12 protein-coding genes are annotated in these 17,886 nt (G+C 69.5%); 7 read left to right on the forward strand and 5 right to left on the reverse strand.

The annotated features are described in order from the left end of the window. The first annotated feature begins 42 nt into the window (after positions 1 to 42). Together GQ57_RS38465 and GQ57_RS04830 are read left to right on the forward strand one after the other, a co-directional pair. Positions 43 to 1,830 carry an amino acid ABC transporter permease/ATP-binding protein gene (locus GQ57_RS38465; protein WP_081896590.1) on the forward strand — a complete coding sequence of 596 codons (1,788 nt, stop codon included), beginning with the start codon at positions 43 to 45 and terminating at the stop codon, positions 1,828 to 1,830. Positions 1,831 to 1,864: 34 nt separating this feature from the next. Then, positions 1,865 to 2,797 (forward strand): ABC transporter substrate-binding protein, encoded by a 933-nt coding sequence (locus GQ57_RS04830; RefSeq protein ID WP_034197253.1) that lies wholly within the window; start codon positions 1,865 to 1,867, stop codon positions 2,795 to 2,797. 64 nt (positions 2,798 to 2,861) lie between these two features. Here the strand turns inward: GQ57_RS04830 and GQ57_RS04835 are convergent, their stop codons facing one another. The 3 genes from GQ57_RS04835 to GQ57_RS04845 form a co-directional block, all read right to left on the reverse strand. After that, complete coding sequence (locus GQ57_RS04835) at positions 2,862 to 3,773, reverse strand: alpha/beta fold hydrolase (protein ID WP_034197254.1); 912 nt, start codon at positions 3,771 to 3,773, stop codon at positions 2,862 to 2,864. Between the two features lie 283 nt (positions 3,774 to 4,056). Further along, entirely contained in the window at positions 4,057 to 5,145 is a 1,089-nt protein-coding gene (locus GQ57_RS04840; RefSeq protein WP_034197255.1) for an LLM class flavin-dependent oxidoreductase, read from the reverse strand. A gap of 52 nt (positions 5,146 to 5,197) precedes the next feature. Beyond that, positions 5,198 to 6,163, reverse strand: coding sequence for an ABC transporter substrate-binding protein (locus GQ57_RS04845; RefSeq protein WP_174923145.1), 966 nt, complete (start codon positions 6,161 to 6,163; stop codon positions 5,198 to 5,200). A gap of 299 nt (positions 6,164 to 6,462) precedes the next feature. On the opposite strand from GQ57_RS04845, the gene GQ57_RS04850 reads away from it, so the two are divergent. Next, entirely contained in the window at positions 6,463 to 7,380 is a 918-nt protein-coding gene (locus GQ57_RS04850; protein ID WP_031397526.1) for an alpha/beta hydrolase family protein, read from the forward strand. After that, a complete protein-coding gene (locus GQ57_RS04855) occupies positions 7,377 to 7,808 on the forward strand; it encodes a MarR family winged helix-turn-helix transcriptional regulator (RefSeq protein WP_031397527.1) in 432 nt (143 codons plus the stop codon). Before GQ57_RS04850 ends, GQ57_RS04855 begins: the two co-directional genes overlap by 4 nt. 47 nt (positions 7,809 to 7,855) lie before the next feature. Here GQ57_RS04855 and adhP read toward each other — a convergent pair whose 3' ends face one another. Continuing rightward, positions 7,856 to 8,884, reverse strand: a complete 1,029-nt coding sequence (gene adhP / locus GQ57_RS04860; protein ID WP_031397528.1) for an alcohol dehydrogenase AdhP — start codon at positions 8,882 to 8,884, stop codon at positions 7,856 to 7,858. 402 nt (positions 8,885 to 9,286) lie between these two features. Between adhP and GQ57_RS04865 the strand changes: the two genes are divergently transcribed. From GQ57_RS04865 to otsA, 3 genes are all read left to right on the forward strand, one after another. Beyond that, positions 9,287 to 11,365 (forward strand): TonB-dependent receptor, encoded by a 2,079-nt coding sequence (locus tag GQ57_RS04865; RefSeq protein ID WP_235215019.1) that lies wholly within the window; start codon positions 9,287 to 9,289, stop codon positions 11,363 to 11,365. A 466-nt stretch (positions 11,366 to 11,831) separates the two neighbouring features. Then, entirely contained in the window at positions 11,832 to 13,451 is a 1,620-nt protein-coding gene (locus GQ57_RS04870; RefSeq protein ID WP_031397530.1) for a methyl-accepting chemotaxis protein, read from the forward strand. A 608-nt stretch (positions 13,452 to 14,059) separates the two neighbouring features. After that, positions 14,060 to 15,466 (forward strand): alpha,alpha-trehalose-phosphate synthase (UDP-forming), encoded by a 1,407-nt coding sequence (gene otsA / locus GQ57_RS04875; RefSeq protein ID WP_031397531.1) that lies wholly within the window; start codon positions 14,060 to 14,062, stop codon positions 15,464 to 15,466. Between the two features lie 160 nt (positions 15,467 to 15,626). Here otsA and ftsH read toward each other — a convergent pair whose 3' ends face one another. Beyond that, a complete protein-coding gene (gene ftsH / locus GQ57_RS04880) occupies positions 15,627 to 17,600 on the reverse strand; it encodes an ATP-dependent zinc metalloprotease FtsH (RefSeq protein ID WP_034197258.1) in 1,974 nt (657 codons plus the stop codon). Positions 17,601 to 17,886: the final 286 nt, after the last annotated feature.

A 17,886-nucleotide genomic window follows, 5' to 3' on the forward strand; every position in this document is an offset into this window, starting at 1 on the left:
CGACGCGCCCGCCGCCCGACCGACTCGAGGACTTCCACCGACATGAGCGACACGACCCACCTCGGCGGCGCGCTGCCGCCGCTCTCTCCCCCCGGCGCGCATGACGCCGCCACGCGTTTCCGGATCGTCCCCGCGCGCCACCGGTCGCGCACGGCCGGCACCGTGCTCGCCGTCGCGCTGATCGCGATCGTGCTGCACTCGATCCTCGGCAACCCGCAGTGGGGCTGGCCAGTCTTTGCGGAATGGTTCCTGTCGCCGCCGGTGCTGTCGGGGCTGGCGCGCACGCTGGTGCTGACGCTGCTGGGCGCGGCGTTCGGCCTCGTGCTCGGCGCGTTCGTCGCGCTGGCCCGGCTGTCGCGTTCGCGGCTGCTGTCCGCGAGCGCGTGGATCTTCGTGTGGCTGTTCCGCTCGATTCCGCTGATCGTGCTGCTGCTGATCCTGAACAACCTCGGCTACCTGTACGAGCATGTGCGGCTCGGCGTGCCGTTCACCGACATCGTGTGGTTCGACACGCCGACCACCGACCTGATCAGCCCGTTCTTCGCGGCCGTTCTGGGCCTCTCGCTGCATCACGCGGCGTTTTCCGCGGAGGTGATCCGCGGCGGCATTCTCGCGGTCGACCAGGGCCAGCTCGAAGCCGCTGCCGCGCTCGGGCTGCCGCGCGGCCGCCAGACCGCGCGGATCGTGCTGCCGCAGGCGATGCGCGCGATCCTGCCCACCGCGTTCAACGACCTGATCATGCTCGCGAAAGGCACGTCGATGGTGTACGTGCTCGCGATGCCCGAGCTGTTCTACACGGTGCAGGTGATCTATCGCCGCAATCTCGAAGTGATTCCGCTGCTGATGGTGGCCACCGTCTGGTACCTGATCATCCTGACCGTGCTGTCGGCGATCCAGGTGCAGGTCGAGCGCCACTATGCCCGCGGCGCTCTGCGCAATCCGCCGCCGTCCGTGCTCACCTTCGCGCTCGCGCGCATCGGCGCGCTGTGGCGGCGTGTCGCGTCACGCCGCGCGGCGCCCGCCGCGCAGGCCGCCAGCGACGCCGACTCGGTTGCCGCCGCGCCGCGCAGCGGCGGCGAGGTGGGCGTGCATCACGTCTCGAAGCAGTTCGGCATGCAGCGCGTGCTCGACAACGTGTCGTTCGTCGCGCCGCGCGGCAGCGTGACCGTGATCGTCGGGCCGTCGGGCTCGGGCAAGTCGACGCTGCTGCGCACGATCAACCATCTCGAACGCGTCGACGACGGCTTCATCGACATCGACGGCGAACTGATCGGCTATCGCCGCGACGGCGACGTGCTCCACGAGCTGAAGGAGCGCGAGGTCCTGAAGCGCCGCACGGCCGTCGGGATGGTGTTCCAGAATTTCAACCTGTTCCCGCACCTGACGGTGCTCGAGAACCTCATCGAGGCGCCGGTCGTCGTCGGCGGCGTCACGCGCGACGCCGCCGAACGCATCGCCCGCACGCTGCTGGCGCGTGTCGGTCTCGCCGACAAGGCCGACGCGTATCCGCGCCAGCTGTCCGGCGGCCAGCAGCAGCGCGTCGCGATCGCGCGGGCGCTCGCGCTGCGCCCCAAGGTGCTGCTGTTCGACGAGCCCACGTCGGCGCTCGATCCGGAACTCGTCAACGAGGTGCTCGACGTGATCAAGGAGCTTGCGCGCTCGGGCACGACGCTCGTGATCGTCACGCACGAGATCGGCTTCGCGCGCGAAGTCGCGGACAACGTGCTGTTCATGGAGCGCGGGCGCATCGTCGAGGCCGGGCCGCCGGCCGTCGTGCTCGACGCGCCGACGCATCCGCGCACGCGCGCGTTCCTGTCGCGGGTGCTGTGATGCGTGCCGCGCCCGACCTGCGAGGTATCGCACGATGACCGACCGACGACGCTTCATGACCGCCGCGCTGGTCGCGGCAACGGGCCTGCCATGGCGTGCGGCGCATGCGGCCGCCGCCACCGCCGACCTCGATCCGCGCCAGGCCGGCCGTGTGCGCGCCGAACGCGACGACGCGGCGATCCGCGCGGCAGCCGGCTACCGATGGGTGCGCGACGGCGCGTTCACGGTCGCGATTTCACCGCACGCGCCGCCCGTGTCGACCTACGCAACCGACGCGCGCACCGTGGTCGGCGCCGATCCCGACTATGCGCAACTCATCGCCGACGCGCTCGGCCGCACGCTCGTGCTGTTGCCGATCGCGTGGGCCGACTGGCCGCTCGGGCTGACGTCGGGCAAGTACGACGCGGTGATCTCGAACGTCGGCGTGACCGAGAAGCGCAAGGAAAAATACGATTTCACGACCTACCGGCTCGGGCTGCACGGCTTCTACGTGCGCACCGGCAGCCCGATCGCGAAGATCGCCGAGCCGAAGGACATCGCCGGCCTGCGCATCATCACGGGCGCCGGAACCAGCCAGGAGCGCATCCTGCTCGAATGGAACCGGCGCAACGTCGCGCAGGGGCTGAAGCCGGCCGAACTGCTCTATTTCGACGACGATGCGGCCTCGCGCGTCGCGCTGCTGTCGGGGCGCGCCGATGCGGAGCTGAACCCGAACGCGACGCTCGCGTACGAGGCCGCGCGCACCGGCAAGATTCGCCGCGTCGGCGTCGTCAACGCGGGCTGGCCGGCCAATGCCGACGTCGCGATCGCGACGCGGCGCGGCAGCGGGCTCGCGCCCGCGCTGACGCAGGCGACGAATGCGCTGATCGGCAGCGGCCGCTACGGGCAGGCGCTCGCGCGCTGGGGTTTGCAGAGCGAGGCGATCGCGCGTGCGGAAACCAATCCGCCGGGATTGCCGTCGTTTTGAACGCAGGGGCCGGGGGGCGCCGCGACGGGCGCCCGGAAGGCCGGAGTGCCGGCGACAGCCCGTGTCAGCGCCGGGCGCAGTCGTGCGAGAACTGCCGGATCAGCGCGGCGAGATCGCGCGGAATCTCGACGATCATCGCATGCGTCGCGTCGACGTACTCGACGCGCGTACCGGCCTGCCCGGCCATCGCGTCCAGTTGCCGACGAAGCCCCTCCGCATAGGCCGCCAGCAACGGCGGCAGCCACTCGATCCCGCGATCCACGGGATTCGGCCGGGTTCCGCGCACGATCAGCAGCGGGCACGACAGCGATCGATAGAGGCCGAGCACGTCGGTCTCGTCCAGGCTTGCCTGGATCTCCCGCTGCGCGGCCTCGCCGGGCCTGAAGCCCACCCGGCCGCCGCCCAGGTCCTGCATGCCGCGCCGCAGGCTTTCCTCCAGCAGCTCGGGCGCCACGCCCATGCGCGCGGCGGCGCCGAGGGCCTGCTGCACCATCGCGTTCGCCTCCGCGTCGGACAGCGTTCTGCCGGCCAGGGCCACCTCGAACGCCCGAAGCTGCTGCAGTCGCTCGAGCACGACGTCCCTGTCGATCCCGATGTAATACTCCGGCCGCCCTTTGCCGAAACCGTCGAGATTGACGACGCCCGCCGTTTCCGGATGCTCGTGCGCGTAACGCGCGGCCACGATGCCGCCCAGCGAGTGGCCGACGATCGTCGCGTGCTCCGCCGCACAGCGGGTCAGCACCGCATGAACGTCGTCCAGCACGGCCGGCCATGTCCACGCGCCCGCGCCGGAGCGGCCATGGCTTCTCAGGTCCATCGCGATCAGCCGGTAGTCGTCCGCGAGCAGCGGGAGGATCTTCGACCAGTCCAGCAACGAGCGCCCGAGCCCGTGCAGGAACAGCAAAGGCGCACCGGCGCCTTGTGTATCCCTGACGGCAATGTCGACGTCGCCGTTGGCGACACGGAATTCCTTCACGTTGCACTCCTCGAGGCCCGCCCGCGATCGACGGGAAGCGGCGACCGGCAGCGGCCGGCCGTTCGCGGATCAGATGAAGCGCTGGCGTCGCGATCCGGTCCGTGCATCGCGCGCGGCGACCGTAACGAAGCGGCCCGCCCACCCGGAACGACCGCACGGCCGCACGCCCGCGCACGATTGCCGGCGCACGCCAGCATCGTCCGCCGGATCGTACGCGATCGAGGCCGCCCGCGTTACTGACATAACTGACCGGTGCGCCGCGGGCAGGCCGGGCCGGCCCGCGCTACGCCGCCGCGTGAAGCCGGTCGAGTTCCGCGACGTGCGCGTGAATCGCCGGAATCAGGTCGCGCCCGTAGGCGAGCGCGTCGTCGAGCGGATCGAACCCGCGAATCAGGAACGTCGACACGCCGAGCCGGTAATACGCGCCGAGCGCACGCGCGACCTGTTCGGGCGTGCCGACCAGCGCGGTCGAATTCCAGCGCGCGCCGGTCAGGTTCGCGACGCCCATCCACAGCCGCTCGTCGAGCACGTCGCCCTGTGCCGCGGCGGCCATCAGCCGCTGCGAGCCCGCATTCTGCGGCGCGTGGCCGGCGACCGGCTGGCCGTTCGCGACGCGTGCCGCGCGCACGCGTTCGCGGATCGCCTCGGCCTTCGCCCATGCGGCCGCCTCGGTATCCGCGACGATCGGCCGGAACGACACGCTGATGCGCGGCGCGCGCCCGAACGGCGCGGCGGCGGCCCGCACGCGTGCGATCTGTTCGCGCACCGACGCGAGCGGTTCGCCCCACGTCATGTAAACGTCGGCGTGCTCGCCCGCGACCGCCAGCGCGGCCGGCGACGATCCGCCGAAATAGATCGGCACGTGCGGCCGCTGCGCGCCCCTCACGAGCGGCGACGCGCCGCGCAGCCGGTAGAACGGGCCGTCGTGGTCGACCGGCGCATCGGCCAGCCAGATCCGCTTCAGCACGTCGAGGTATTCGCCGGTGCGGCGGTAGCGCGCATCGTGCGGCACGAAATCGCCGTCGCGCTGCAGGTCCGTATCGTCGCCGCCGGACACGACGTTCAGCGCGAGCCGGCCGCCGCTGAACACGTCGAGCGTCGCGATCTGCCGCGCGGCCGCCGACGGCACGATCACGCCCGGCCGGTGCGCGAGCAGGATGCGGATGCGTTCGGTCGCGGCGGCCGCGAACGACGCGACGATGAAGCCGTCCGCCGCGTTGCTGAAATGGCCGACCAGGATCTGGTCGAATCCGGCGGCCTCGTGCGCCTGCGCGAAGCGGCGCACGTATTCGGGCTGGACGGCCGCGCCGCCCGGTACGTCGACCTCCGCGCCGGGCGTCGCGGTGATCATGCCGATGATGTCGACGGGCATGTCGGGATGTCCTTGAAGTACGGGATCGGGAATCGGGCTGACGGCCGTGCGGTCACTGCGCGGCGGCCGTCTTTTGCGCGGGCGCCGCGAACGCGCCCGCATACGAGCGGTCGAGCAGTTTCGACGTGTCGTACGCGGCCGGAATCACGCCGGCCTTGTACAGGAAGTCGGCCGTGTTCTGCGCGTCCTTCGCGGCCGTCGCGTCGACCGGCCCCACGCGCTGCTTCGCGTGGTTGAGCCAGCGGTACGCGACGTCGGGTTCGAGCTTCGCGCGCTTCGCCCACAGGTCCGCGTACTCGCGCGGATGGCTGTCGACCCACTGGCGCGCCGCGACGACGCGCCGCAGGAAATCGGTGATCTCGGCGCGCTTGTCCGATGCGGCCTGCTCGTTCGCGGCGACGAAGCTCAGCGCCGGCATCAGCCCTTGCGCGGTGGCGACGGGCCGCGCGCCCTGCCGCAATGCGAGCGTGCTGACGAACGGCTCCCACAGCGACACCGCGTCGACCGAGCCGTTCGCGAGCGCGTTGGTCGCATCGATCGGCATCAGGTACGCATACTTGACCGAATCCGCGCGCAGGCCGGCGTGTTCGAGCGCGCGCAGCACGAGCTGCTGGCTCCACGCGCCGCGCCACACGGCCACGGTCTTGCCCTGCAGGTCGGCCACGGTGCGCACTGGCGAGTCCTTCGGCACCAGGATCGCGACGCCGTCGAGGCTCTGCCGCGACACCGCGACGACCTTGACCGGCGCACCGCGCGCGGCGAGCGTCAGCAGCGCGGAATCGCCGAGGAAGCCGACGTCGATCGCGTTGCCGTTCAGGCTTTCGGCCACCGGCGCGGCAGCCTGGAAATGTTTCCACTCGATCGTGTAAGGCAGGTCCTTCAGCACGCCGGACGCCTCCATCGACGCCTGGATGTTGAAGTAGTTCTGTTCACCGACGCGCAGCGTGACGGTGTCTTTCGCGATGCCCGGCTGGGCGGCAAGCGCCAGCATGAGCGCCGTGACGATTCGGCTCAGCAACGTGATCTCCCGGAGGGTTGGCGGGCCGCCGCGCAACGGCGGCGGCCCGTTGTCCGCCGTGCTCGACGGCCGGCGGAACGGATGGAACCGGTGACGATACGTCGATCCGCTTCATGAGACAAACGCAATATTCTGCTATGCAAAGATGCAAATATTTTATGAATCGACGGCGTCGGCGGTCGCCGCCGGCCACCCTTCGCGAAACCGGGTTCGAACGACTCTTCGACATATATTTCGCACGCGAAATAAATTGCGTACTATATTTCGCATACGAAATATCATCCCGGAGCGAGGCCCCCATGACTGCCCAACCGATCGAGTTTTCCGCCGCCGACGGCTACACGCTGCACGGTACGCTGTGGTCGCCGGACACCGAGCCGCGCGCGCTGGTGCTGATCCATCCGGCGACGGCCGTGCCGGAGCGGCTCTATGCGGGGTTCGCCCGCTTCCTGACCGGGCGCGGCTTCGCGGCGCTGACCTACAACTACCGCGGCATCGGCACGTCCCGCCCCGCACGCCTGGCCGCGCTGCGGGCCCGGATGCGCGACTGGATGGAACTCGACGTGGGCGGCGCGACCGCGTGGGCGCGGCAGACGTACGAAGGGCTGCCGCTGCTGGCGGTCGGGCACAGCGTCGGCGGGCATGCGATCGGGCTGTCCGCGAGCACGACGCACCTGCGCGCGGCCGTGCTGGTCGCCGCGCATGCGGGCAGCACGCGACTGATCACGCAGGCGGCCGAGCGCCTGAAGGTGCGGCTGATCCTGCGCGTGGTCGGCCCGCTGATGTCCGCGCTGCTCGGCTACGTGCCCGGCAAGCAGCTCGGGCTCGGCGAGGATCTGCCCGCCGGCGTGTTCCGCGAATGGAGCCGCTGGACGACGCTGCCGCACTATTTCTTCGACGATCCGACGCTCGGCGCGGCCGAGCGCTACGCGAAGCAGCAGTTGCCGATCCTCGCGCTCGGCTTCGACGACGATCCGTGGGCGAACCCGGGCGCGATCGGGCTGCTGGTAAGCTATCTGACCCGCGCGGCGGTCGAACGGCGCCAGATCGATCCGCACGCGGCGGGCAGCGGCCCGGTCGGGCACATGGGCTTCTTCCGCAGCCGCCCCGGCACGGTGCTGTGGCCCGACGTGGCCGACTGGCTCGCGCGGGCGATCGAACCGCCTCGCGGTGCGAGCCGCCCCTCCCTCTCCATTGCAGCCGGGAACCCAGCTTGAGCGAAGACCGACGACTGTTTTTCATGTTGAACATCGGCCAGCGGCGCGTGCAGCGCTGGATCGACCGCAAGGCGGAAACGGAGACGCGCGCAAGCGCCGCACAGGCCGGCGCGCTGTTCTGTCTCGCGAAGCAGGACGGCGCGCTGATCGGCGAGATCGGCGCCGCGCTGCAGCTTGCGCCGTCCGCGATGACGGGGCTCGCCGACCGGATGGCGAAAGGCGGCCTGATCACGCGTCACGCCGATTCGGACGACGGCCGGGCGACCCGCCTGTACCTGACCGACGAAGGCCATGCGGCGCTCAAGCGGGCGCGCGTGCTGCTGCGCGAGCTGAACGGCAAGCTGTGCGACGGCTTCTCGGACGAGGAACTCGATACCGTCGCGCGCTGGCTGCACGCGTTGCAGGACCGGTTTCCGGCGGAACGCTGAACGGCGCCGCCACGGGGCCGCCGGTTCCTCGACGGCCCCGCGTCGCGTCATTGCATGTCGGTCAGCACGATGCGCCCGTCGACCTTGCCTTCGCGCAACTTCGCGAAGATGTCGTTGATGTTTCCCAGCCGGTCGCGATGGATATGGGCGCGCACCAGCCCGTCGGCGGCGAAATCGAGCGACTCCTGCAGGTCGCGCCGCGTCCCGACGATCGAGCCGCGCACCGTAATGCCGTTCAGCACGGTCGAGAAGATCGGCAACGGGAAATCGCCGGGCGGCAGGCCGTTGAGCGCGACCGTGCCGCCGCGCCGCACCATCCCGAGCGCCTGCGCGAACGCGCCGCGTGAGACGGCCGTGACGAGCACGCCGTGCGCGCCGCCGATCTCCTTCTGGATCACGCTGGCCGGATCGTCGATCGACGCATCGATCGTCAGTTGCGCGCCGAGTTGCCGCGCCAGCGCGAGCTTGTCGGGCGAAATGTCGATCGCCGCGACGTGCAGGCCCATCGCGCGCGCATATTGCACGGCGACGTGCCCGAGCCCGCCGATGCCCGAGATCGCGAGCCACTGGCCCGGACGCGTGTCGGTGACGCGAATGCCCTTGTAGACGGTCACGCCCGCGCACAGGATCGGCGCGATCTCGTCGAACGCGACCTGCGCCGGCAGATGGCCGACGTAGTCGGGATCGGCCAGCACGTATTCGGCGTAGCTGCCGTTCACCGAATAACCGGTGTTCTGCTGGCCGTGGCACAGCGTCTCCCAGCCGGTGTGGCAGTACTCGCAATGGCCGCAGGCCGTATAGAGCCACGGCACGCCCACGCGGTCGCCCTCGCGTACGTGCGTGACGCCCGCGCCGACCGCCGCGACGATGCCGACACCCTCGTGGCCCGGAATGAACGGCAGCGACGGCTTGACCGGCCAGTCGCCGTCGGCCGCATGCAGGTCGGTATGGCAGACGCCGGATGCCTTGATGTTGACGAGAATCTGGCCGGGCCCCGGCGTCGGCACGGGCACCTCCTCGATGCGCAGCGGTTCGCCGAAGGCGTGCACTACGGCCGCTTTCATGGTCTGGGTCATGCGTCGCTCCTGCCTGGTCGATGAGCGATCCAGTATCCGGCTCCGGAATCGGGCGACGTTGATGCGCATCAACGCGCGGGACAATGCGCGGCGGCGGCCCGTGCTTCACGGCGTCGCACCGCGGCGTGCTGCCCGGTCGCCTGATCGCCGGATCGGGCCCGCCATCATTTCACTCATCCGACGGAAACCCGACAGACTCCCGTCATTCAGCTTGGAATTTGAAATGATATAACATATCATTTCAACGGCTTGCCCGCCCGGCGCCGTTGCGCCGTGGGGAGGCAAGCCACGTCGAGCCATGTTCCAACGGGTCACTGCGCGCCGATAACGCAACAATATATCGTATCAAGCGGTTGCCCGCATCGCTCGTCATCCGAACTCATTCCAACCGATTCACCGACCATGCGCGACCTCCCTCGTTTACCGCTTCGCCCGCTGTCCCCCCTTTCGCTGATGCTGCTCGCCGCCGTCGCGCACGCGCAGACCGATGCGCCCGCCACGTCCGGCACGCCGTCGTCCGCCCCGCTCGCGCCGATCTTCGTGACTGCGAACCCGCTCGGCGATACCGACCTGATCGCGCCGACCGCCCAGCTTTCCGGCGATGCGCTGACGCGTCGCCAGGCCGATTCGCTCGGCGAGACGCTCAACGGGCTGCCCGGCGTGTCGACCACCACCTACGGGCCGATGGTCGGCCGCCCGATCATCCGCGGCATGGACGGCGACCGGATCCGGCTGCTGCAGAACGGCGTCGCGGCCTACGACGCGTCGTCGCTGTCGTACGACCATGCGGTGCCGCAGGATCCGCTGTCGATCGAGCGCGTCGAGATCGTGCGCGGCCCGGCCGCGCTGCTGTACGGCGGCAACGCGGTGGGCGGCGTCGTCAACACGATCGACAACCGGATTCCGCGCGAAGCGATCGAAGGCGTGACGGGCGCGCTCGACGCGCGCTACGGCGGCGCGAACTCGGCGCGCGCGGGCGCCGCGCAGGTCGAAGGCGGCAACGGCCGCTTCGCGTTCCACGTCGACGCGTTCGACCGCGAAACGAGCGCCCTGCGGATTCCCGGCTACGCGCGCAGCAGCGCGCAACGCGCGAGCGACGGCCCCGACGCGCCGCAACCGTACGGCAGCGTGCCGAACAGCGACGGCCGCGTGCACGGCGGCGCGGTCGGCGCGTCGTACACGTGGGCGGACGGCTTCGCCGGGCTCTCGTACAGCGGCTACGAATCGAACTACGGATCCGTCGCGGAAAGCGACGTGCGGCTGCGCATGCGCCAGGAACGCCTCGCGTTCGCGTCCGAGGTGCGCAACCTGAGCGGGCCGTTCACGTCATTGAAATTCGACTTCGCGACCACCGACTACCGGCACAAGGAAGTCGACAACGGCGAGACCGCGACCACCTTCCGCAATCGCGGCTACGAGGCGCGCATCGAGGCGCGGCATCGCCGGATCGGGCCGCTCGAAGGCGCGATCGGCGTGCAGTTCGGCCGGAACACGTTCTCCGCGCTCGGCGACGAAATGCTCGTGCCGTCCACGCGCACGAACAGCGTCGCGCTGTTCGGCCTCGAGGAGTGGCAGGTCGTGCCGGCGCTCAAGCTGAGCTTCGGCGGACGCTTCGAGCATGTGAAGGTCGATCCCGATCCGGCCGGCGTCGAGAAGTTCGCGGGCGCGCAGCCGCGCGAGTTCAACGCGGGCAGCCTCTCGGCGGGCGCCCTGTTCTCGCTGACGCCGGTGTGGTCGGTGGCGGCCAACGTCGCGTACACCGAACGCGCGCCGACCTTCTACGAGCTGTATTCGAACGGTCCGCACGATGCGACCGGCCAGTTCCTGATCGGCAACCCGAACGCGGCGAAGGAGAAGGCCGTCTCGACCGACCTGTCGCTGCGGTATGCGAGCGGCCCGAACCGCGGCAGCGTCGGCGTGTTCTACAACCGCTTCTCGAACTACCTGACCGAGTACAACACGGGCCGCGTCGTCGACGACGACGGCGAGCCCGTCGCGCCCGGCGCCGACGGCGCGCTCAACGAGGCGATCTATCGCGGCGTGCGCGCCGAGTTCTACGGCATCGAGCTGGACGGCAAGTGGCGCGCGTTCGCGACACGCGGCCACACGGTCGACCTGGAACTGACGGCCGACTACACGCACGCGCGCAACGTCGACACCGGCCAGCCGCTGCCGCGCATCGCGCCGCTGCGCGCGACGCTCGCGGCCGACTACGGCTACGGCCCGTTCGGCGCGCGTGCGCAGGTCACGCACGCGTGGTCGCAGCATCGCGTGCCCGACAACGATTTTTCGACGGACGGCTACACGTCCCTCGGCGTGATGCTGACCTACAAGTTCCGCGTCGGCGCGACGCACTGGCTCGCGTACCTGCGCGGCGACAACCTGACGAACCAGGACATCCGCTACGCGACGTCGGTGGTGCGCGGCTTCGCGCCGGAAGGCGGCCGCAGCGCGATGGCCGGGTTACGCACGACGTTCTGACCCTTGCATGGCCCGCGGCGCCCGCCGCGGGCCGTTTTTCCGGCGGCCCCGCTCCGCCGCGAATTTCCGTTTATCCGCCATTACCGTCATTCGGACAACGCGCTCCGAAAAACCGTCACGGTTCCCTCCCCGATTTCACCGCAAGTGCATTCCGCGATTCATCCATAAATCCCGGAAAATTCATCAGACGATTATTAACAACAAGACATTTGTGTGTCGCCCAATAAAACCGGTTTCAAATTCCACGTATAAACCTTTAAATCACGGGCGCTCCGGGGTTTATTGATCAAATTCCTGAACGCCCACCTGACAAGGCTTTCAGCGCTAAAAAAACTAATATCAGGGTTTTCGAAGGGTAAAGAATCACCAGACATACCCGTTAAAGCCGGCACGAGCCCGTATCTGGTCGAACAATAATTTCAATTTACCAACTACAGCACAGAGGCACACTGTGAAAATAACCAGAATGAGCATCAAAACCAAGCTCCTGGGCGGCTTCGGCCTGCTCGCCGCGGTTGTCGTGATCGTGTCGGGCATGGCGCTCAAGGCGCTATCCGATACCAATTCCGAGTTTCAGCGCTACACGACCGGGATCAACGCCCGGGCCAACCTGTCCGCGCAGATCCGCACCGCGGTCGACCGGCGCGCGATCGCCGCGCGCAATCTCGTGCTGGTGAGCAAGCCGTCCGACGTCGAAATCGAGCTGGCCGAGGTGAACCAGGCGCACAAGGACGTGCAGGAGCGTCTGGCGAAGCTCAAGGACATGATGGCGAACGCGAACGACACCTCCGATCGCGCGCGCGAACTGGTGGCCGACATCGTGCGCATCGAGGGCAACTACGGGCCCGTCGCCCTGCGCATCGTCGGGCTCGCGCAGGCCGGCAAGAAGGACGAGGCGATCGCCGACATCGACGAGAACTGCCGCCCGCTGCTCGCGCAGCTGGTGCGTGCGACCGATGCGTACGCAACCTATACGCATGAACGCGAAATCTTGATCGCGCAGCAATTCGCGGATCGCTACACGACGGAGCGCAACCTGCTGGCCGGCATCTGCCTCGTCGCCGTGGCGATCGCGGCCTGCGGCGGCCTGTGGCTGACGCGCAAGATCACGCTGCCGATCGGCTCGGCCGTGGACGTCGCGCGCACCGTGGCGAACGGCGATCTCGGCAGCCGCATCCAGGTCAGCGGCAACGACGAGACGCGCGACCTGCTCGAAGCGCTGCGGACGATGAACGAACGGCTCATCGGCATCGTCGGCCGCGTGCGGGATTCGTCGAACAGCATCGCGCATGCGGTGAGCGAGATCGCGTCGGGCAACCTCGACCTGAGCCAGCGCACCGAGGAGCAGGCCGCATCGCTGCAGGAAACGGCCGCGACGATGGAGGAATTCACGTCGACGGTGCGGCTGAACGCGGAGAACGCGCAACAGGCGAGCACGCTCGCCGCGAATGCGTCGGACGTCGCGCAGCGCGGCAGCTCGGTGGTCGGCCGCGTGGTCGACACGATGACGGAGATCGGCCACAGCTCGTCGAAGATCGCCGACATCACCGGCATCATCGAAGGCATCGCGTTCCAGACCAACATCCTCGCGTTGAATGCGGCCGTCGAGGCGGCCCGCGCGGGCGAACAGGGCCGCGGCTTCGCGGTGGTCGCGAGCGAAGTACGCAGTCTCGCACAGCGCTCGTCGACGGCGGCGAAGGAAATCAAGGAACTGATCTCCGCGTCGGTGCAGACGATCCAGGACGGCTCGGCACTCGCGGGCGAAGCTGGCAAGACGATGTCCGACGTCACGCAGGCCGTCGCGCGCGTGACGGACATCATGGGCGAGATCGCGGCCGCGTCGGCCGAGCAGAGCCGCGGCATCGACCAGGTGAACCTGACGATCACGCAGATGGACGAGACGACGCAGCAGAACGCGGCGCTCGTCGAGCAGGCCGCGGCCGCGTCGAAGTCGCTCGAGGCGCAAGGCCGCGAGCTGTCCGAAACGGTTGCCGCGTTCCGGATGCCGTCCGGCGGACACGCGCCGGCGCCCGGCGCGCACGCGTACGAACCCGTCGCGCCGCACTGGCAGCCGGCCACCGCGTAACGGACGCCGCCGGAAGACGACGATGCGCATGCCGCCGCGCCCTTTCGCGTGCGCGACGCTTGCGCGCGCCGCGCGATGCGCAGCCTTGCGCGGCATGCGGCACGGTCGCGTGTCGTCGTCCGGCGCGTCCCGCCCGCACGCGGGACGTCGCGCGTCGCCGATCCGTGCCGCGCATTCGCGGCACGCTTGCCTGTAGCGTATCCGCCGGCGCGAGCGTATCGTCGCCAGCCGGCGCGGCATCGTGCGCGCACCTGGAAATACGCATCGTCATGACCGCTCGCGCGCCGTGCATCCGCCCTTCGTCATCGCCCTTCGTCATCGCCTTGTTCATGACGTGCGGGCAGCGCCGCGCCGGCCCGCGCGTTGCGCGTCGCCGCACCGATGTCGTCGAGATCGTGCGGCATCCGCACACGCGGCGCGCGCCGTGCGCGGACTTTTAAAACGGACGAATGGCGAGTATGCTAGAAAAAGCACTCCCCGTTCGGCCGGCGAATCGCGCGCCCTGACTCCCGTCCGATCGTATTGCGGCCCCATCGCATCGATGGCGGCGTCCGCTTCCCGCGCCACGGCCGCACGAACCTTTCCCCCAACAATCGTCAGGAGAGCTGGTGAGCCGTCTCGTCGTCGTATCCAATCGCATTGCAGATCCCCGTAAAGCCGCGGCCGGCGGCCTCGCCGTCGCCGTGAAGGACAGCCTGCAGGAGTCGGGCGGCGTCTGGTTCGGCTGGAGCGGCAGGCTGCGCGGCGGCGACGATCAGCCCACGCACGGCGACGAGGTGCAGATCCAGAACGTCGGCGGCATCCAGCTTGCGACGATCGATCTCGACCCGCAGGATTACGACGCGTACTACCTCGGCTATTCGAACAACGTGCTGTGGCCGGTGTTTCACTACCGGCTCGATCTCGCGCAGTTCGACCGCCGCTTCGCGGACGGCTACCGGCGCGTCAACCAGTTGTTCGCGCGCAAGCTGCGCACGCTGCTGCGGCCCGACGACACCATCTGGGTCCACGATTACCAGCTGATTCCGCTGGCCGCCGAGTTGCGCGCGATGGGCTGCGCGAATCCGATCGGCTTCTTCCTGCACATCCCGATGCCGCCGCCGCCGATCATGGCCGCGATCCCGGAGCACGAGTGGCTGATGCGCTCGCTGTTCGCGTACGACCTGGTCGGCTTCCAGACCGAGTCGGACCTGCTCCACTTCGAGCATTACGTCGAAGCGGAGGCCGGCGCCGCGCGGCTGCCGAACGGCCGCCTGCGCGCGTTCGGCCGCACGCTGTCGGCTGGCGCATTCCCGATCGGCATCAACGTCGACGAATTCGAATCGCTCGCGCACGATCGCGACGGCACCGACATGTTCGAGCGGATGCGCGACGAATACTCGCGCCGCCAGTTGCTCGTCGGCGTCGACCGGCTCGACTACACGAAGGGCTTGCCGCAGCGCGTGCAGGCGTTCCGCCAGTTGCTCGAACAGTATCCGGAGAACCGCAACCGCGCGACGCTGATCCAGATCGCCGCGCCGAGCCGCGAGGATCTCGGCGCCTACGACGACCTGCGGCGCGAGATGGACACCCTGTGCGGCGCGATCAACGGCGATTACGGCGAACTCGAATGGATGCCGATGCGCTACATCCACCGCACCGTTGCGCGCAAGCGCCTGCCGGGCCTCTATCGCGCCAGCCGCGTCGCGCTCGTCACGCCGCTGCGCGACGGCATGAATCTCGTCGCGAAGGAGTTCCTCGCCGCGCAGGACGAGGCCGACCCGGGCGTGCTCGTCCTGTCGCGCTTCGCGGGCGCGGCCGAGCAGCTGAAGTCGGCATTGCTGGTCAATCCGTACGACACGCAAGGCACCGCGCAGGCGATCCAGCGCGCGCTCGCGATGCCGCTCGAGGAGCGCCGCCAGCGTCACGCGGCGCTGATGGCGATCGTGCGCAAGACCGACGTGCACTGGTGGCGCACACGCTTTCTCGATGCACTCGCCGAAGCGGCCGAAGTCACGGCCGCAACGGAATCCTGACCCGCGTCACGCAGCCGTTTTGTCGCCGCGCAGTCGCGCGGCGCGCCGCTCACGCCGCACGAGCCGACCGACGCCGGGTTGCCCGCACGCACACGCCCCATCGGTAGCCGGTACGCATCGATACGCGTCGATACGCGTTGGTCGTCACGTCGGATCGCATTCAGCGATCGGGGTCGCGCGGCGGCTCGTACGCGACGAAATCGCGCTCGACCGTGGACGCATGTTCCGTTTCGATCGCGCCGCCGCGCGCGCCGGCTTCGTCGCCGGGCGCGGCTGCTGCGGGCGCCGCCTCCTCATGCCCGCCGATCAGCGTCAGCAGCGCGTCGCGTTCGAGCACCTCGCATTGCAGCAGCCGCTGCGCGATGCGTTCGAGCGCCGCGCGGCGCTCGCCGAGCGTCGCCGCGACACGCGCATGCGCGTCGGCCAGCAGCGTGCGCACCTCGTCGTCGATCATCCGCGCGGTGTGTTCGCTGCAGCGCCCGTTGCCCGGATGCCATGCGCCGGGGATGCCCTGGTGCGCGTCGCCGTCGTCGAACGTCGCGAGCCCGATCTTCCTGCTCATCCCGTACTGCATGACCATGTGCCGCGCCATCGCGGTCGCGCGTTCGAGATCGTTCTGCGCGCCCGTCGACACGTCGCCGAACACCAGTTCTTCCGCGCCCCGCCCGCCGAGCAGCGCGTCGATCCGGTCGAGCAGCTCGCTCCTGCGCAGTACGTAGCGATCCTCGGTCGGCACCTGCTGCGTATAGCCGAGCGCGGCGACGCCACGCGGAATGATCGACACCTTCTTCACCGGATCGCAATGCGCGCGGCTTTCCGCCACCAGCGCATGGCCGGCTTCGTGATAGGCGATGGTCAGCTTCTCCTGCGCGTTCATCACGCGGCTCTTGCGCTCGAGGCCCGTCAGCGCGCGGTCGATCGCCTCGTCGAAGTCGGCCATGGCGATCGCCTGCTTGCCGAGTTCGGCCGCATGCAGCGCCGCTTCGTTGACGACGTTCGCGAGATCCGCGCCGACGAAGCCCGGCGTGCGCTGCGCCAGTTCGCCGAGATCGACGTCGGCGGCGAGCTTCACGCGCTTCACGTGCACGCCGAGGATCTGCCGGCGGCCGTTCACGTCGGGCCGGTCGATCGCGATGTGGCGGTCGAAGCGGCCCGGCCGCAGCAGCGCGGGATCGAGGATCTCGGGCCGGTTCGTCGCGGCCATGATGATCACGCCCGAGCCCGCCTGGAAGCCGTCCATCTCGACGAGCAACTGGTTGAGCGTCTGCTCGCGCTCGTCGTTGCCCGACATCGGGCCGACGCCGCGCACCTTGCCGAGCGCATCGAGCTCGTCGACGAACACGATGCACGGCGCCTTCTGCTGCGCCTGCTCGAACAGGTCGCGCACCCGCGCCGCGCCGACGCCGACGAACATCTCGACGAACGCCGAGCCGCTGATCGAGAAGAACGGCACGGCCGCCTCGCCGGCCACCGCGCGCGCGAGCAGCGTCTTGCCGGTGCCGGGGGCCCCGACGATCAGCACGCCTTTCGGAATCTTGCCGCCGAGCCGCTGGTAGCGGTCGGGGTTGCGCAGGAACGCGACCAGTTGCTGCAGTTCGGCCTTCGCCTCGTCGATGCCCGCGATGTCGTCGAACGTGATGCCGGTTTCCTGCTGCACGTAGACCCGCGCGCGGCTCTTGCCCATTCCGGTGAAGTCCTGCAGCCCGCCGCGCCGGCGCAGCATCATGTTCCAGACGAACACGAACATCACGAGCGGCAGCAGCCACGCCGCCAGCGACGCGATCCAGCCGGTGTCGGACGCGCCGCGATAGCGGATGCCCGCGGCGCTCAGCGTGTCGGTGAGGCGGTCGTCGGTCACGCGATTGGTCGTGAAGCGCCACGGCGCGCCGGCCTGCTGCACGACCGCGGCCTCGGACGCCGGCAGCATCGCGCCGGCCTGCGGCATCTTCAGCGTGCCCGAGATCGTCGCGGGGCCCACCTCGAGATTGTCGACCAACCGCGCGACGACGAGCCGGTGGAAATCGCTGTAGGCGATCGATGCCGTTTCCGCACGCAGCATCAGCAACTGCGCGGCGAACAGCACGAAGAATCCCGCCGCGATCAGCCATCCCGGGTAGTCGAATTTCCTGTCCATGGCATCCGGCCGTAGGCGCCGCGCCGCGTGCGCTTACGCCGCCACGCGCGCGCCACCGGCGCGCGGGCCCGGCGGCCATGCGATAGCGGCCTGCATCCGCGCCATCGTCGTCTCGCTGTATCGCCTCGCTTCGTCGCATCGACGACGCCGCGGCGACGCCGTCCGGCGCCGCCCGGCAATCCTCGCCCGGGCGGCGCACCGTAGCGCGCCGCCCCTGAATCCAGTCTAGCTCGCGCGCACGCGTCGCGCATCGCGAGCCGCCTGCGGGGCGAATCGTCCGACAAAC

Origin of the sequence: Burkholderia sp. MSh2, from assembly GCF_000731655.1 — a bacterium.
GTDB lineage: Bacteria > Pseudomonadota > Gammaproteobacteria > Burkholderiales > Burkholderiaceae > Burkholderia > Burkholderia paludis.

Excerpts from the sequence above, each read along its gene's own strand:
- GQ57_RS38465 (WP_081896590.1), top strand. The coding sequence starts at position 43 with ATGAGCGACACGACCCACCTCGGCGGCGCGCTGCCGCCGCTCTCTCCC.
- GQ57_RS04830 (WP_034197253.1), top strand. The coding sequence starts at position 1,865 with ATGACCGACCGACGACGCTTCATGACCGCCGCGCTGGTCGCGGCAACG.
- GQ57_RS04840 (WP_034197255.1), bottom strand. The coding sequence starts at position 5,145 with ATGCCCGTCGACATCATCGGCATGATCACCGCGACGCCCGGCGCGGAG.
- GQ57_RS04850 (WP_031397526.1), top strand. The coding sequence starts at position 6,463 with ATGACTGCCCAACCGATCGAGTTTTCCGCCGCCGACGGCTACACGCTG.
- adhP (WP_031397528.1), bottom strand. The coding sequence starts at position 8,884 with ATGACCCAGACCATGAAAGCGGCCGTAGTGCACGCCTTCGGCGAACCG.
- GQ57_RS04865 (WP_235215019.1), top strand. The coding sequence starts at position 9,287 with ATGCGCGACCTCCCTCGTTTACCGCTTCGCCCGCTGTCCCCCCTTTCG.
- GQ57_RS04870 (WP_031397530.1), top strand. The coding sequence starts at position 11,832 with ATGAGCATCAAAACCAAGCTCCTGGGCGGCTTCGGCCTGCTCGCCGCG.
- ftsH (WP_034197258.1), bottom strand. The coding sequence starts at position 17,600 with ATGGACAGGAAATTCGACTACCCGGGATGGCTGATCGCGGCGGGATTC.